The sequence below is a fragment of the Niallia sp. FSL M8-0099 genome, assembly GCF_038006945.1.
Classification (GTDB): Bacteria; Bacillota; Bacilli; order Bacillales; family Cytobacillaceae; genus Niallia; species Niallia circulans.
Genome location: NZ_JBBOWF010000002.1, coordinates 1,070,334 through 1,087,067, shown reverse-complemented (window position 1 = coordinate 1,087,067; position 16,734 = coordinate 1,070,334). Strand labels below are relative to the sequence as shown.

The following is a 16,734-nucleotide window of genomic DNA, read 5'->3' as shown; positions in this document are numbered from 1 at the left end:
AAACTAGGTAACGTTTACAAGGGGGAAATAGGCATAAAGTAACAATTGTAAATATTCGAGAGATATGTTACCATGTTACTTATGTGCGTTATAAAGAACTTATTTTTAAGAAAAAAGCGAGAAATTCTCGCCTTTGTTAGTAAAATGTTTATTCGGAAATAAGTTTTTTAGCTAAATAATTGCTCCAAACTTCAAAGCCCTGTTTATTTGCTTGTGATCTATCACCTAGCTCAACGTAATAATCTTTAAGTTTTAAATCATTGCTCTCAGGCCATGCTTCCCAATGATTCCAATAGGGAATTTCTTTCGATTCAGCAAATTTCTTCAAATCGCTTACTTGCATAGGATAGAGGCCTGCATTATACAGGGGATGTGCTGGCATTAAAACAAATGTTACATCTGGCAGGACATCTTTTGTTTCATTAATTACTTGGTTTATATTCAATAAGGTTGTAGAAATATCAACTACCCCGTTATCATTCAACAAAAAAGGTTCCCAGATGACCATATCTGGCTTCTTATCGATCATAGACTCATATTCATTATTATTTACATAGTCAGATGATGTTTCATTATATGTAATGCTATCAATTGTTACATATTTATCATATTTACTAGCTAATGCTTCTTGCAATGGTGTAATTAACCCAAGCTCTTGATCACCAATTTCATCGGAACCAACCAATAATATATGAAAGGGTTGTTTCTCTGTAAGTTTCTCTTCGAATACTTTCTGTGCACTTTCTGGCCATGACTTGGCAAAGCTCATATAGTCATCAAGACTAAAGTACTGGTCTTCGTTCTTTTTATTTTCTACTTCACCATTTGCGGCTTTAGTAGGATGGGTGTTAGATAGAGGGTTGTCCTCACGATTATTCCAATGGATATTCCCAACAACAAGAATCACCACAAGAATAATAGAAAGGATGGATAAAATAATAGCTTTCATTGAAACCTCCTAAAAAATTAAGTATAGTCGTTTAGTAATCTATCAATTTAGTACATTAGATAGGAAACTTCTCCCTTTTTAAAAAAATATATATCAAAAATGTAAATTAATTGATATAGTAAAACACGTAAAAACATTTCATATAAAATTATGACAAGAAATGACAATATATGCAACGATATATGATATAATATTTTTGGTTTTTATATTTTTCTAGGAGGAAGTCATGGAAGAAACTATTAGTCTAAAAGAATTATTTGATACGTTAAAGAAAAGAGTATCACTTATTGTCTCCATTACATTAGTAGCAATGATAGTAAGTGCTGTTGTAAGTTATTTTATTATTACGCCTGAGTATAAATCATCGACACAAATTCTTGTAAACCAGGCAAAGGATGATTCAAAAGCTGTATTAAATTCAGGGGAAGTACAAGCAAACGTACAATTAATAAACACGTATAGTGTTATTTTAAAAAGTGCGGCTATCTTAAATATTGTAAAAGACGAATTGGATTTAGATATGAGTGTGTCTACATTGAACAGTAAAGTTACAGTAGAAAGTTCACAAGGTTCACAGGTTATGACTGTATCAGTCACAGATGCTGACCCAACAGTGGCCTTGCGAATTGCAAATAAAACAGCAGAAGTATTCGAAAAAGAAATTAAGAATATTATGAGTATCGATAATGTCACTGTATTGCCATTAGCAGAAGATCAAGAAAATCAATCTCCTGTTAGTCCTAATCCACCATTAAATATTGCAATTGCAGCAATAGTTGGATTAATAATAGGTGGTGGAATAGCATTCCTGTTGGAATATCTTGATAACACAGTAAAAACAGAACAAGATATTGAGAAATTACTAGAGTTACCAGTACTAGGAGCTATTACAAAAATTGATGAAAGTTTTGAAGCAAAACAAAGAGGCATTCAAAAAGGAAGAGGTAGGGGGGATTTACTTGGCAGCAAGTAAAAGAGCAAAAAAAGGCGGACTAGGACTGAATAATAGAAGGAAGCTTATCGCAAAGTATGATCCTAAATCACCTATTTCTGAACAATACAGAAATATTCGAACCAATATCCTTTATTCAAGTATAGATGAAGAAATTCGGTCTATTTTAGTCACTTCTTCTGGACCTGGGGAAGGGAAATCAACCACAACTGCTAACTTAGCAATTGTTTTTGCTCAACAAGGCAAAACAGTGTTACTAGTGGATGCTGATTTACGTAAACCTACTGTGCATTATACGTTTAATTTAAATAATACAACTGGATTGACCTCTATATTAACGAACCAAATGGAGTTAATGGAAGCTGTTCACCAGTATGACGAGAAAAATTTATATGTTCTTCCAAGCGGTCCGATACCACCGAATCCCTCTGAGCTATTAGGATCAAAAGCCATGAGCTATTTCCTAGAACAAGCTTTAGAAGAATTTGATATTGTCTTATTTGATACTCCACCAGTTATGGCGGTAACGGATGCTCAAGTTCTAGCAAATCTTTGTCATGGAAGTATTTTAGTGGTAGGTAGTGGGAAAGCGGATAAAGAAGCTGTGGTAAAGACAAAAGAGCAGCTTGCTTCTTCTACTGGGAAAATACTAGGAGTTGTATTAAATAATAAAAAGAATGATAAAAATAGTAATTACTATTATTACGGCACAAACTAATATCTAACAAGATATAATCGAAAATGCCGCCGGTATATGCTATTTACGGGAAAAATGATCAATGTTACTATTTGATAATGTTATAGAAAGATACTAAATGAATAAAAATAGAGAGGTGTAGCACGATGATTGATATACATTGTCATATATTACCGAATATGGATGATGGAGCACAGACATTAGAAAATAGTTTAGAGATGGCTAAGACTGCTATTAATGAAGGGATTACAACAATTATTGCTACACCTCATCATAAGAATAACCAATATATTAACGAGAAGTCATCCATTCTTGAAAAGGTTAATGACTTAAATGCTGTTTTAAAACGAGAAAACCTTCCTCTTAATATACTTCCAGGGCAGGAAGTTCGAATTTATGGAGAAGTGTTAGAAGATTATAATAAAGGTGAGGTTCTAACACTGAATCATACAAAATATCTTTTCATTGAATTTCCTTCTTCCTCTGTACCACGATATGCAGAAAGATTATTATATGAATTGCAAACAGAGGGGATTATTCCAATTATTGTACATCCTGAAAGAAACAAAGAATTGCAAGAAAAACCGGATCTTCTTTATAAGTTTGTAAAAAACGGAGCATTGACTCAAGTAACGGCATCCAGTGTGGTAGGATACTTTGGGAAAAATGTGAAAAAGTTTTCGGAACAGATGATAGAGCATAATTTAACTCATTTTATTGCTTCAGATGCCCATAATGTTCATAATCGCACTTTTAAAATGACCGAGTCTTTAGAGATGATTAAAGAAAATTTTGGAATGGATTATATTTATCTTTTTAAAGAAAATGCTGAATTACTAATTGAAGATAAAAATATAATAAAAGAGATTCCAGAGCGTATACAAAGAAAGAAGTTTTTAGGAATATTTTAATTATATAATTTACTAGATAACTAATAATAGAAGCTATAATAATTGTTATTGTAATTTTATTATTAGTTATCTATAGACTACATAAACAAGTTAAGGGATAGGTGGTATAGTGATGTCTGAATTTTATAAGGATCAATCTCTGTATTTAGAAAAGAAAAAGAATATATCTGTGAATACAGCTCGAAGCTACCTTGTAATGAAAAGATCAATAGACATCATTGGTTCATTTTGTGGATTAATTGTTCTAAGTATCCTTTTTATTATTATTGGTCTTTTAATTAAATTAGAAGATCCAAAAGGGAAAGTTTTCTTTAAACAATTAAGAGTAGGAAAAGATGGAAGAGAATTTTATATGTATAAGTTCCGCTCGATGGCTTCCGATGCTGAAGATCGATTGAAAGAATTATTAGCTTTAAATGAGGTTTCAGGTGCAATGTTTAAGATGAAGGATGATCCACGAGTAACAAAAGTGGGTAAGTTTATCCGAAAAACTAGTCTAGATGAATTACCCCAGTTGATTAATGTGCTGAAGGGTGAAATGAGTTTAGTAGGCCCAAGACCACCACTTCCTCGAGAAGTGACAGAATATACTCCATATGATAAACAAAGACTATTAGTAGTGCCAGGATGCACAGGGTTGTGGCAAGTTAGCGGGAGAAGTAATATTGGGTTTTCTGAGATGGTAGAGTTAGATTTGCTTTATATCAAAGAGAGATCTATTATGAAAGACATTAAAATTATCTTAAGAACAGTTTTAGTGTTATTTGGATCAAAAAATGCATTTTAATTTCGTAGGAATAATCTAATAAGCAGAATAATCGAGTAGAAATTAAGTTTTTAAAGATACTTTTAATAGTTAATAATTATTATTGTTTTAAAATAAATAAGGTAATTAGTGAGGAATAATATTATGAAAGTTTGTTTAGTTGGTTCAAGTGGAGGTCATTTAACGCATCTTCATATGTTAAAACCTTTTTGGGAAAATGAAGAAAGATTTTGGGTTACCTTCGATAAAAGTGATGCTAAAAGTATCTTAAAAAATGAAAAAATGTACCCATGTTACTACCCAACCAATCGTAATGTAAAAAACACAATTAGAAATACAATTTTAGCTTATAAAATCTTAAAAAAGGAAAGACCAGATATTATTATTTCCTCTGGTGCCGCTGTTGCTGTGCCTTTTTTTTATCTAGGAAAGTTATTTGGTTGCAAAACAGTATATATAGAGGTGTTTGATAGAATTGATTCACCAACTCTTACTGGGAAATTAGTATATCCTGTTTCTGACAAATTTATTGTTCAATGGGAAGAAATGAAGAAGGTATATCCTAAAGCAATAAATTTAGGAGGTATTTTCTAAATGATATTTGTAACAGTTGGAACACATGAACAACAATTTAACAGGTTAATTATGGAAATTGATCAATTGAAAGCAAATGGAAGAATTGATGATGAAGTCTTTATTCAAACAGGTTATTCAGATTACGAGCCAAAGCACTGTCAGTGGACAAAGTTTGTAAGTTTTGATGAAATGACGAATTACATTGAAAAATCTCGTATAGTAATTACCCATGGAGGGCCAGCAAGCTTTTTAAGTGTTTTAGAAAAGCATAAATCCCCGATTGTAGTGCCTAGGAAATTTGAGTTTGATGAACATGTAAATAATCATCAATTTGATTTTGCAAAGAGAATCCAAGAGCGTGGTTATGGAATATATTTGGTTGATGATATAAAAGACTTATCTGAAACTATTAAAAATTTCGCGGATACCAATGAGGATTTTGTATCAAATAATAGACAGTTTATTAATGAGTTTATGATTATTATAAAAGGTCTGATGAAAAGAAATTAACCGGACGAATAAAGTCTGATTATCAAATTTTTAATAATAGTCAGAAGAGAGTTTGCAGTTTTTTAGTTTAGTAGGGGATGTTTAAGAAAAATAAACTAGTTTATAGGACTGCACAGTAATATAAGCTATTTATTTAGATTTTATTAATATATTCTTAATACAATAAGTAGTTAATCGATATTAAAGCCACTGTTAATATATGAGTGGAATGCATTAACAAAAATATAAGTTCAGCTTTTAAAGATGAAAGGAAGTAAAAATGAAAGCATTAGTATCGATTGTAATACCTCATTATAATTCAAGTAATCTGATAAGAAGATTACTTAGTTCTCTAGTGATTAAAGAAAAGGATATCTTAGAAATTATTATTGTTGATGATAAGAGTAGTAGCATTGAAAAGGAAAATTTGGAGAGAGTTGTTGCAGAGTTTCCTTTGAACATTTCTTTATATCAAAATAATACTAGTAAAAAGGGAGCAGGTGTCTGTAGGAATATTGGTTTGGAGCAGGTTAATTCACCGTGGATTTTATTTGCAGACAGTGATGATCACTTTGTTGAAAACTTTTATAATCATATTAAACCATACTTGGCAACTGATTTTGATATAGTATATTTTATGCCAACCTCTCAAGATGAAAATGGAATAGTTACGACGAGACACCTTACTTATGCAAAACCGATTGAAGAATACCTTGAGAAAAAAGATCCGAGTAAATTAAAGTATAATATTTCAGTGGTTTGGTCAAAGCTATATAGAACAGAAATGGTTAGAAAGCATAACATTATGTTTGATTCTACACTAAGTAGTAATGATGTTTTATTTAGTATAAAGTGTGATTTTTTTGCGGAAACATTTGCAGTTGAACGGAAAGTGATTTATAGCTGGGATTTTAATTCAAATAGTATCACTACTTCAATGAGTAAAAAAAGGTTCTCAGATGTTTATGATGTTTATATAAGAGAAAATAACTTTTATAGAGAAAATCTAAGTTCAATAGAGTATAAAAAAATTCGGAACTCAGCAGCAAAACTTTCAGGTATTGCGCTAGTTAGGTATAAGTTTGGATTTTTTTATAGTTTAGGATTATTTATAAAATTGATAGGAAATAAACTTGTGCCCATTAGATTAACGGATATTAAAATTGATAGGTTGAGTAATTTTTTTAGAAATAATCAGTTTTATAAAAAGGAAGTTGATTAATATCAAATGAAAAGCAATTCACAGTTAGGAGGAATTTTAGCTTTTAGCTAAAATGTAGTGAGGTTATGAAGAAGAAACACTTGAAATTTCGAATTCATAAGTTGTTTTTGCAATTATTAGTAAGAATAACTTCAAACAAAAGAATAATTGATTATTTTTATATAGCATATCATAAAAGAATACTGAACTATTTAGAAAAGGAGTATGCTGTATTTATTAATAGCTTCGTAGCTACAGCGGAACCCTCATCTAGCTCACCCTCAGATAATGTTTGGATTTTTTGGTGGCAAGGTGTAGAGAGTGCACCTATTTTAGTTAGAAGATGTATAGAATCAATTAGAAAATTTTCTCAAAGGAATATAGTAATTGTAGACCATAACAATTATCAACAATACACTGATATAGCACCACATGTTATTAAAAAATTTGAAAATGGCTTGATTAATAAAACTAAATTATCAAATATTATTAGAATGAGCCTTTTGAAAAATCATGGTGGAGTATGGATGGATTCTACTATCTTTCTATCTAGAGAGATGCCGAAGGAATTATCTAATAAACATTTCTTCACTTTAAAATCATCAGAGTTAAATAATATAAATGTCGCAAAAAAGAAATGGACTACTTTCTTTATTGGTGGAGTAAAAGGATATCCAATGTTTGAGTTTGTTCAAAAATTCCATGAGAAATATTGGGAATCAGAAGATAATGTTGTTGATTATTTACTACTCGATTATATAATTGCAATAGCGTATAAGAATAATATTGGTGGGTTTAAAGAGGATGTTGACAAGTTAGAATATAATAATGAAGGTGACTATGATTTTATAAATAATATAAATAAGTCGGTTAGTGAAGATTTACTAAAGTCCATTTTTGGACGGGAGACATATGTGTTTAAATTATCTTACAAGAAAAAAATAGATAGTAATAAAAATATTAAAACTTTAGGAAGTATGCTATTAGATGGTTCGTTAATAAAATGGTTAGACAATAAGAGCTTTAGTAAGTACAAATAGTAGTTGTTTATAAAAGGTCAATATTTTAAATTTATAAGATAATGTCAACGGAGGAAATGATGGGACCATATATATTAGTTTTTTTTATTTCATTTCTAATAATGGTCATCGCAGAGTATTTTCTGAAAAAAAATAAATTTCTGGGGTGTATTTATTATATTACTGCATTAATATTACTTGCGGTTTTTGCAGCGATTAGGGATTTTACTGTTGGTACCGATATATATGTTTATGGAAATAATATTTTTTATGATGCATCACATTTTTCTTATTCAGTTGCTCTAATGAATAATGAGAGATGGGGTGAACCAGGATATGTATTCTTTAACTATTTAGTTGGTCGTTTTACAACAAATGCTCATATTTTTTATGGATGTTTAGCATTTATTACTACTTTTATTGCTTATAAATTCTTTCGAAAGCATTCTAATGAATTATATGTTCCATTTGCCATGCTATTGTTTTTATTTTTTCTATACCCATTAAATTTTAATATACTAAGACAAGGTCTAGCAATATCAATAATGGCTTTTACTTTTGATTATTTTTCTAAAGGAAAACCAATCAAAGCACTGATGACGGGAGCAATTGCATTTCTAATACATGATTCATCAATCATAATAACGATGGTTTATTGTTTATTATTTTTTCTAGTAGAACTTTTTAGACGAAAAGGCTTTTTTTCAATTAAGAAGGCTACTCTTTTTATTATAGGTGGATCGCTAATATTTCCTTTAATTTTTATGCAATTGCCAACAAGCATATTTAGTTCAATAGATGATAAATATTATTATCTGGAGCAAACAGTATCATTTTCAAATATATCATATGCACGGCTTTTTATATTTGCTGTGCCAATATTATACTTTTGGAAAGAATTGGTGAGCTTTTTTAAGAGATTTGATGGTAGAGATAGTTTAACCTTTGCCTACTTTGTTACTCTTGTAAATATAGCTTTTTCTGCTTACTCAGGGAGTATGTATGTTTTATTTGGTAGAGGAAGTTTTTATTTTTATATTCCTTTCATTTATTTGATTTGCAAATTGATTAGTGTAGAACTGAAACAATCAAAACGTATCATACACTATGTTTTTTTTGTGATTTATACTATTCTTTCGTTTTTATTTCTATTGTATATAGGGAACTATGCGGATATTTTCCCTTTCAGAATAAGTTCATCTTTTTCTCAATGAAAATGAATATAGTTTTAATGAATTATAAATGGATTAACGTCACGAATTAAAGGTGGTACCAATGAAAAAAGTTTTGTTTGTAGTAGATAAATTTGATATGGGTGGGTTACAGAAAGTTAATTCGGTGATTATAAATGCTCTTAGTGAGAGAAATGGTATTAACGTAGATGCTTATTCCTTGCAAAAGGAAAAGAGTATTTATAAATTCAACTATAAAGTTAGGGTTTTTTTTGGCGAATCAAATCTTTATGATAAATGCGATGTATTTATTCGAAAATCAATTAATAAAGTATATAAAATACTCTTTAAAAAAGGAACTAGTATTGTTATATCAAAACAGATTGCTAATTTATCTGAACTTATTCGCAAAAATAAATATGATACCATAGTTTTAAATGGTCCATCTTTACTTTTTTCATCAAGGTTAAAAGAAATATTTCCAAATGTAAAATTGGTTATGTGGATGCATAATAATGCAGATAAATATCTTAATACTTATTTTAATGAATATAGAAGTTTGTTAATTGATTCTATGTCAAAAGCTACAATTGTATGTTTGACAGATGAAGATAAAGATGCATTTTCGAAGTATTCCGCTAATGTTAAAAAAATATGGAATCCGTTAACTATTGAAAATAATGAAATTTCAAGATTAAATGAAAAAGTTATATCATTTGTAGGAAGAATGAGTATAGAACATAAAGGAATAGATTATCTTTGTCAAGTTGCCGCAAGATTACCTGGTGATTGGAAAATTTCAATTGCTGGGAAGGGTGATGAAACATCTATGTCTAAATTTTATCAACTCATCGAAGAGTATAATGTGCATGATAAAATTGTTTATAGAGGAGAGCTACTTGGTACTAATCTTAATAAACATTTTTTTGAAAGCTCGGTTTATATTATGACAAGCCGTTGGGAAGGGTTTGGGTTAGTTTTAGTAGAAGCAATGAGTTTTGGATTACCTGTTATAGCCTTTATGCAATCTGGATCTAAAGAAATATTAGATGGAGGAAAATTCGGCATATTGATTGAGAATGGTAATATAAATGATATGGTTTTACATTTAGAAAGTCTTATTTATGATGAGAACTTGAGGAAGTCATTTCAAGAAAAATCTTTAAAAAGAGTAAAAGATTTTAATGAAAAATCAATTATCAATAAATGGGAAGAAATATTATAATACTTAATAATCGTTTATTTATGAAGATAATTGGATTGTTAAAATATAATATTAATTGAATGACTTTAATTGCTTAATATGAGGAGGTAGTATGGATTCTAAAATATCAATTATTATACCTATTTTTAATGCTGAGGAGCATTTATCGAAATGTATTTCGAGTGTTATAAGTCAGACATATTCTAATTTAGAAATCATTTTGATTAACGATGGTTCTACAGATGGTTCTTTAGCAATTTGTAAAGCTTTTGCTGATAAAGATAAGAGAATAAAAGTTATAAGTAAAAAAAATGAGGGAGTATCCTCGGCAAGAAATACAGGACTGGATGTTGCTACAGGAGAATATGTTGGTTTTATAGATAGTGACGATTATGTGTCAGAGTTAATGTTTGAGAAAATGATAAAAACAATGATAGATTATCAAGCAGAAGTAGTTGAATGTGGTTATATCAATTGTGATTATAATGGTAATATTCGGAAGATATATGAATTGAAAGAATCCGTTCTTGATGGCGAATATTCATGTAGTTATATGTATCTATCTAGACAGAATACAACAAACTATAATTGGAATAAACTATATAAGGCGTCTTTATTTATAGATATAAGATATCCCCATTATGCTTATAGTGAAGATTATTGGGTTAATACAATGATCTTTAATAAATGTAAGAGGAAAGTAACCATAAGTGACTGCTTATACTATTATGTATTTAACGAGAAGAGCGCAGTTAGGTCGAAATTTAATATAATCAAAAGAATGGATACAATTAATGCAGCAGAGAATTTATATGATTTTCATTCTAAACATTTTGATAAGTTGTGTTCGTTTATTGCATTTTACATTTGTAATTATGTCTTAACTTTTTACGAAATGATTTCAAGAGAAGAAAATAAAAATGAAATTTATCAAAAACAACTTAACGAGATATTTATTAAGTATTTCTATAAGATAGATAATAATACGATAAAGTTAATGGGGTATAAATTATATGTTTATATGCTAGTATATAGAATTAATCCTTACTTATACTTTTTATTGAAGAGAATGATATATTCAGGGAAGTCTATTTACTGCAAAAATAAAAAGTAAGCGAAGTGTAAATTTTAATTACTTTTTTTATAAGTATCCAAAATTGAATTAATATTACAAAAATCTAGAGTTGTATTAACGCAAAATATTATATTTTTTAAGGAAGGTAAAAATGAAAAAAATTGGTATATTAACGATAAATGACTATAATAATTATGGTAATAGACTGCAAAATTATGCAACGCAAGAAGTACTAAAATCTTTAGATTTAGAAGTAGAAACAATTATAAATTCTACACATTTTAATAAAGAAGTTGAAAAAGGTACTAACTTAAGAGGGAGCTTAAGGAGTTTTAAGCGAAATACTCCACTCGGATTAGTTAAAAAGATAGGTTCAAAGTTAATAAAGGTCAATTACTATAATAAAAGAAAACTAAAAAGGTATAATCAAAGAAGAATTGAAATATTCAAGAAATTTTCATCGGATTACATTATAGAAACCAATTTTACCATTAATGAACATGAAGAAATACCAAAGAAAATGTTAGAGGAATATGATTACTTTATCACAGGAAGTGATCAAGTTTGGAATCCTAACTATAGAAAAGGATCGGCAATTGACTTTTTAACGTTTGCTCCCAAGCATAAAAGAATTGCTTATGCTCCAAGTTTTGGTGTTTCTGAACTTCCTGAGGAATATAGTGAATTATACAAAAATTTCCTTGCTTCAATGTATAAATTATCAGTAAGAGAAGAGGCGGGGGCTGAAATAATTAAAAAATTAACTAATAGAGATGCAGAGGTTCTTATCGATCCTACTTTGATGTTAAGTAAGGAAAAATGGATATCTATTTCAAAAAATTCTCTTAGCGGTGTAGAAAATGGGTATATATTAACCTACTTTTTAGGAAATATATCTAAAGAAAGAAAAAGTTATATAAAAAAAATAGCAATGAAAAATAATTTAAAAATAATAAATTTGTTGGATATTAAGAATATAGCAGCTTATATAGCAGGACCTGATGAATTTATAGGATATATTAATTCCGCTAGTTTAATTTGTACTGATTCATTCCATGGTGCAGTTTTTTCAATTTTATTGGAAAGACCTTTTATTGTTTTTGAAAGAAACTCATCATCTTTAAATTCTATGAATTCAAGAATAGATACTTTATTATCAAAATTTAAAATGGAGAAAAGATTGTATGAAAATGTAAAAAAAAATAATAATATATTTGATATAGATTTTTCTCATACGTATTCTTTATTAGAGAAAGAGCGAAAAAAAGCACTAGATTACTTAAAAAATGCGTTTGATCTCTAATAGATAAACATTTATTTGAAGTGGTAATGTGATTTTAACCTTAATAAGGAAGTTGTTGTTTGAACATGAATCAATTAAAAGCAGGAGCAATATTGTCCTATTTGTCTATAACAATTACAATTATTATTTCACTGGTGTATACACCAGTGATGATAAGAATGTTAGGACAAGCAGAATATGGATTATACTCTTTAATAGGTTCAATTGCGGCTTATTTAAGTATAATGGATTTGGGATTGGGAAACGCAATAGTCAGATATACTTCGCGAAATAGAGCAATTGGAGATAAAAATGCTGAATCCAATCTAAATGGCTTATTTCTGATTTTATATACTATTATTGGTTTTTTAACAATTATAGTAGGTAGTATAATTTACTTTAATATTGAACTTATCTTCAAAACTAGTCTATCAACTTCAGAATTGGAAAAAGCTAAAATTATGGTGATAATACTTATAATTAACTTTTCCTTGTCTTTTCCTTTATCTGTATTTAGTTCAATAGTAAGAGCATATGAAAGGTTTATAGTAGATAAAGTAGTTTCTATTGTACGTTCTATTTTAGGGCCAGTTTTTATTTTACCCCTGTTATTTATGGGATATGGCTCTATTTCAATGGTAATATGTACTACAATTATTAATATTGCTTGTCTATTGTTCAATGTATATTATTGTTTTAGAAATATAAAGGTTAATTTTTATTTTGGTAAAATAGATTTTGATCTTTTAAGAGAAATTATTGGATATTCTTTCTTTATTTTATTAGGGATAATTGTTGACCAAGTAAATTGGAGTACGGGTCAATTTTTGTTAGGAATACTAATAGGCACTGTGCCAGTTGCAGTATATGCAATTGCAATGCAGTTTATAAGGTTATATATTCAATTTTCTACATCGATAAGTGGTTTATTGTTACCAAAAGCAACTATGTTGGTTGCAAATAATGCTTCAAATAAGACATTAACTGATTTAATGATCAAATTTGGGAGAGTTCAATATATAATCATGTCATATATATTGGCTGGATTTATAGTATTCGGAAAAGGATTTATTAATATTTGGGCGGGGATAGATTATACTGATGCATATTTAATTGTATTAATAATTATGATACCACTGACAATTCCTTTAATTCAAAATGTTGGTCTTTCAATACTATGGGCAAAGAATCTTCAAGGATTTAGATCTATAGTTTTAATCATTATTGCTATTTTAAATATAATTATATCAATCCCATTAATAAACAATTATGGAGGAATTGGTGCTGCAATTGGAACGTCTCTATCTTTAACTGTGGGAAATAGTCTGATAATGAATGTATATTATCATCGTAAATTAAAAATCAACATTATAAGTTTTTGGAAAAATATTATAAAAATGTCGATACCGGTGGTATTTTCTATATTAATTGGTCTCTTTTTAAGTGTGTATATTAAAAGTGAGAATATACTTATTCTGCTTTTTTTAATGTTTATTTTTACTATTATTCATTTTAGTTTAATGTCAAAATTTGGGTTTAATGACTATGAGAAAGACTTATTTACCACTGTTTTTAAAAAGATAGGTAAAAAAACTAAAAATTTTAGAAAACATAGAGGGAAGTGAATTATGAAAAAAGCAATTGATGAATTAGTAGAAAAGGTAATAGAAAATGATTTTTGCATAGGTTGTGGAATCTGTGCTAGTTTAAAAGGATCACCATTAGAAATGAAATTGAATGATCTGGGGAAATATCAACCTATAAGAAAAAATAATAATGAAAAGGAAAATATTGAAATAAATCCTATGTCAGTTTGCCCTTTTTCAGATAAAATAGAAAATGAAACTGAAATTGGTAAACAATTATATGGAGAATTACCTGTAAATTATAATGAGTATACAGGCTATTATTTAAAGAATTATGCTGGGTATGTAAAAGAAAGCGAATATAGAAAGATGGGTTCCTCAGGTGGGATGGGAAACTGGATAGCATCACAACTATTAAAATTAAATTTAGTCGATGGCATTATTCATGTGAAATCTTCTAATAGAAATGATGAAAGTCCAATGTTTAAGTATCAAATCTCTTATACAGAAAAGGAATTGGTACAAGGTGCAAAATCTAAGTATTATCCAGTAGAAATGTCAGAAGTTATAAAATTAGTTAAAGAAAATGAGGGAAGGTTCGCTTTAATTGGTATTCCTTGTTTTATTAAGTCTATTCGTCTTTTAGCAAATCAAGATCAGATAATAAAAAATAGAATTAAATTTTGTATAGGGTTAGTTTGTGGACATTTAAAAAGTGATATGTTTGCTAAATCTATTGGATGGCAAATGGGAATTCCACCCAAAGATTTAAAGAGTATTGATTTTAGAAAAAAACTAGAAGATAGACCTGCTAATGAATATGGTGTAGAAGTCAAGGGGATAGTTAACGATATTGAAGTAGAAGAGAGCTTACCTACAAAACAACTTTATACCACGAATTGGGGGTACGGTTTATTTAAATATAATGCTTGCGAATTTTGTGATGATGTAGTAGCAGAAACTGCTGATATTACTGTAGGGGATGCATGGTTACCTGAATATAAAAAAGAGAGTATGGGTACCAATGTTATAATTGTAAGAAATCCTATTATTAATGATATAATCAAGAAAAATTCTGATAATATTCATATTGAGGAAATAAGTACAGAAAAAATTTATGACTCTCAAGCTAGTGGTTTCAGGCATAGAAGAGAAGGGCTATCTTACAGATTATATTTAAAGGATAAAAATAAAGAGTGGAGACCTGTTAAGAGAATAGAGCCATCCAGTAAAATTAAATTTAAAAGAAAAAAGGTTTACGAAAAAAGATTAGTTCTAACAAGGGAGAGTTTTAGAGCTTTTAAAAAGGCTGAACTCGAAAATGATTTTAAGGTTTTTATAGACCATATGAATCCATACATTAAAGAGTATAAAAAAACTGTTGCACAGCCTCTTATAAAGAGAGTGGTAAGAAAAGCAAATAATGTAGTGAAAAAAATACTATAAAATATCACAAGTAAATGGAAAGAAATAAACTGAAAGTGTAAACAAGTTTATGTAATTTATGTAAAAGTAGATGTTTATAAAGAATTTCTATTTAAAAAATATTAATATGTGTATTTTAAAATTTTTAGATAGATATGCTATTAACCATACTTTTAATTAAAGTACTATATAATAATCACTCAATACTATATTGAAGGAGGGACCCTATATAATGAAAATTACAGTAGCAGGTACAGGCTATGTTGGCTTATCAAATGCTATACTTTTGGCCCAACACAACGAAGTAATAGCCCTCGATATCATTCAGGAAAAAGTAGATTCAATTAACAATAAAAAATCACCCATTATAGACAATGAAATTGAGGAGTATTTAATAAAAGGTGATTTGAATTTGATAGCGACAACAGATAATTATGAAGCATTTAAAGATGCCGATTATGTAATAATTTCTACTCCCACTAATTATGATCCAGAAAAAAACTATTTTAATACGAGAACTGTAGAGGCGGTAATTGCTAATGTATTATCAATTAATCCTAATGCAGTAATGATTATTAAATCTACTGTTCCTGTAGGATACACAGATAAAGTCAAAGAGAAATTCGAAACAAATAATATTATTTTTTCTCCCGAGTTTTTAAGAGAAGGAAAAGCTTTATACGATAATTTATATCCATCAAGAATAGTTATAGGTGAGCAATCAGAAAGGGCCAAAGTATTTGCTGATTTATTGGTGCAAGGTGCAAAAAAAGAGGATATTGATGTACTATTTACAAATCCTACAGAGGCAGAAGCTATTAAACTATTTGCTAATACTTATTTAGCAATGAGGGTCGCTTTCTTCAATGAACTTGATTCTTATGCTGAAGTAAGAGGATTAGATGCAAAACAAATTATTGATGGCGTTGGTTTAGATCCAAGAATTGGAACTCATTATAATAATCCTTCTTTTGGCTATGGTGGTTACTGCTTACCAAAAGATACAAAACAATTATTAGCTAACTATGCAGATGTTCCTAATAATATTATGACAGCAATTGTTGATGCTAATAGAACAAGAAAAGATCATATTGCAGAAATGATTATCAAAAAGAATCCAAAGGTTGTTGGTATTTATCGCTTAACAATGAAAATGGATTCAGATAACTTTAGACAATCAGCTATACAAGGTGTCATGAAACGTATAAAAGCAAAGGGTATTGAAGTGGTTGTTTATGAACCAGCATTGCAGGAAGAGACTTTCTATAATTCAAGAGTGATTAATGATTTCGATCAATTTAAAGAAATTTCTGATGTGATTGTTGCCAATAGATTATCTAGCGATTTAGCAGATGTTGAAGACAAGGTTTATACGAGGGATTTGTTTAGTAGAGATTAGAAATAAAATTATAAAATACTCTTTACCAATA

The 16,734-nt window shown here is 28.9% G+C and carries 16 protein-coding genes; 15 read left to right on the top strand and 1 reads right to left on the bottom strand.

The features are described 5' to 3' along the window. Positions 1 to 148 precede the first annotated feature (148 nt). Entirely contained in the window at positions 149 to 949 is an 801-nt protein-coding gene (locus NSQ92_RS19925) for a hypothetical protein (RefSeq protein ID WP_341153143.1), read from the bottom strand. Positions 950 to 1,175: 226 nt separating this feature from the next. On the opposite strand from NSQ92_RS19925, the gene NSQ92_RS19920 reads away from it, so the two are divergent. From NSQ92_RS19920 to NSQ92_RS19850, 15 genes are all read left to right on the top strand, one after another. After that, positions 1,176 to 1,922, top strand: coding sequence for a YveK family protein (locus NSQ92_RS19920; protein ID WP_341153142.1), 747 nt, complete (start codon positions 1,176 to 1,178; stop codon positions 1,920 to 1,922). Beyond that, positions 1,909 to 2,619 carry a CpsD/CapB family tyrosine-protein kinase gene (locus NSQ92_RS19915; RefSeq protein WP_341153141.1) on the top strand — a complete coding sequence of 237 codons (711 nt, stop codon included), beginning with the start codon at positions 1,909 to 1,911 and terminating at the stop codon, positions 2,617 to 2,619. The genes NSQ92_RS19920 and NSQ92_RS19915 overlap by 14 nt, the downstream gene beginning before the upstream one ends. Before the next feature lie 125 nt (positions 2,620 to 2,744). Continuing rightward, positions 2,745 to 3,509, top strand: coding sequence for a tyrosine-protein phosphatase (locus tag NSQ92_RS19910; RefSeq protein ID WP_341153140.1), 765 nt, complete (start codon positions 2,745 to 2,747; stop codon positions 3,507 to 3,509). A 112-nt stretch (positions 3,510 to 3,621) separates the two neighbouring features. Continuing rightward, on the top strand, positions 3,622 to 4,296 hold the full coding sequence (locus NSQ92_RS19905) for a sugar transferase (RefSeq protein ID WP_341153139.1): 675 nt from the start codon (positions 3,622 to 3,624) through the stop codon (positions 4,294 to 4,296). A gap of 123 nt (positions 4,297 to 4,419) precedes the next feature. Beyond that, positions 4,420 to 4,869: a PssD/Cps14F family polysaccharide biosynthesis glycosyltransferase gene (gene pssD / locus NSQ92_RS19900; protein WP_123258423.1), complete on the top strand. Its 450-nt coding sequence runs from the start codon at positions 4,420 to 4,422 to the stop codon at positions 4,867 to 4,869. After that, on the top strand, positions 4,870 to 5,361 hold the full coding sequence (gene pssE, locus NSQ92_RS19895) for a PssE/Cps14G family polysaccharide biosynthesis glycosyltransferase (protein WP_341153138.1): 492 nt from the start codon (positions 4,870 to 4,872) through the stop codon (positions 5,359 to 5,361). 259 nt (positions 5,362 to 5,620) lie between these two features. After that, positions 5,621 to 6,562, top strand: coding sequence for a glycosyltransferase (locus NSQ92_RS19890; protein ID WP_341153137.1), 942 nt, complete (start codon positions 5,621 to 5,623; stop codon positions 6,560 to 6,562). 65 nt (positions 6,563 to 6,627) lie between these two features. Further along, entirely contained in the window at positions 6,628 to 7,581 is a 954-nt protein-coding gene (locus NSQ92_RS19885; protein ID WP_341153136.1) for a capsular polysaccharide synthesis protein, read from the top strand. Positions 7,582 to 7,637: 56 nt separating this feature from the next. Beyond that, on the top strand, positions 7,638 to 8,774 hold the full coding sequence (locus tag NSQ92_RS19880; protein ID WP_341153135.1) for an EpsG family protein: 1,137 nt from the start codon (positions 7,638 to 7,640) through the stop codon (positions 8,772 to 8,774). 61 nt (positions 8,775 to 8,835) lie between these two features. Then, positions 8,836 to 9,957 carry a glycosyltransferase gene (locus NSQ92_RS19875; protein ID WP_341153134.1) on the top strand — a complete coding sequence of 374 codons (1,122 nt, stop codon included), beginning with the start codon at positions 8,836 to 8,838 and terminating at the stop codon, positions 9,955 to 9,957. Positions 9,958 to 10,048: 91 nt separating this feature from the next. Then, the gene (locus NSQ92_RS19870; protein WP_341153133.1) at positions 10,049 to 11,050 is read left to right on the top strand and encodes a glycosyltransferase family 2 protein; all 1,002 of its coding nucleotides are present in this window, start codon (positions 10,049 to 10,051) and stop codon (positions 11,048 to 11,050) included. Positions 11,051 to 11,162: 112 nt separating this feature from the next. Further along, positions 11,163 to 12,314, top strand: a complete 1,152-nt coding sequence (locus NSQ92_RS19865) for a polysaccharide pyruvyl transferase family protein (protein WP_341153132.1) — start codon at positions 11,163 to 11,165, stop codon at positions 12,312 to 12,314. A 65-nt stretch (positions 12,315 to 12,379) separates the two neighbouring features. Beyond that, entirely contained in the window at positions 12,380 to 13,918 is a 1,539-nt protein-coding gene (locus NSQ92_RS19860) for an oligosaccharide flippase family protein (RefSeq protein ID WP_341153302.1), read from the top strand. 3 nt (positions 13,919 to 13,921) lie between these two features. Then, positions 13,922 to 15,325, top strand: coding sequence for a Coenzyme F420 hydrogenase/dehydrogenase, beta subunit C-terminal domain (locus NSQ92_RS19855; RefSeq protein WP_341153131.1), 1,404 nt, complete (start codon positions 13,922 to 13,924; stop codon positions 15,323 to 15,325). 211 nt (positions 15,326 to 15,536) lie between these two features. Then, a complete protein-coding gene (locus tag NSQ92_RS19850) occupies positions 15,537 to 16,703 on the top strand; it encodes a nucleotide sugar dehydrogenase (protein ID WP_341153130.1) in 1,167 nt (388 codons plus the stop codon). Positions 16,704 to 16,734 lie beyond the last annotated feature (31 nt).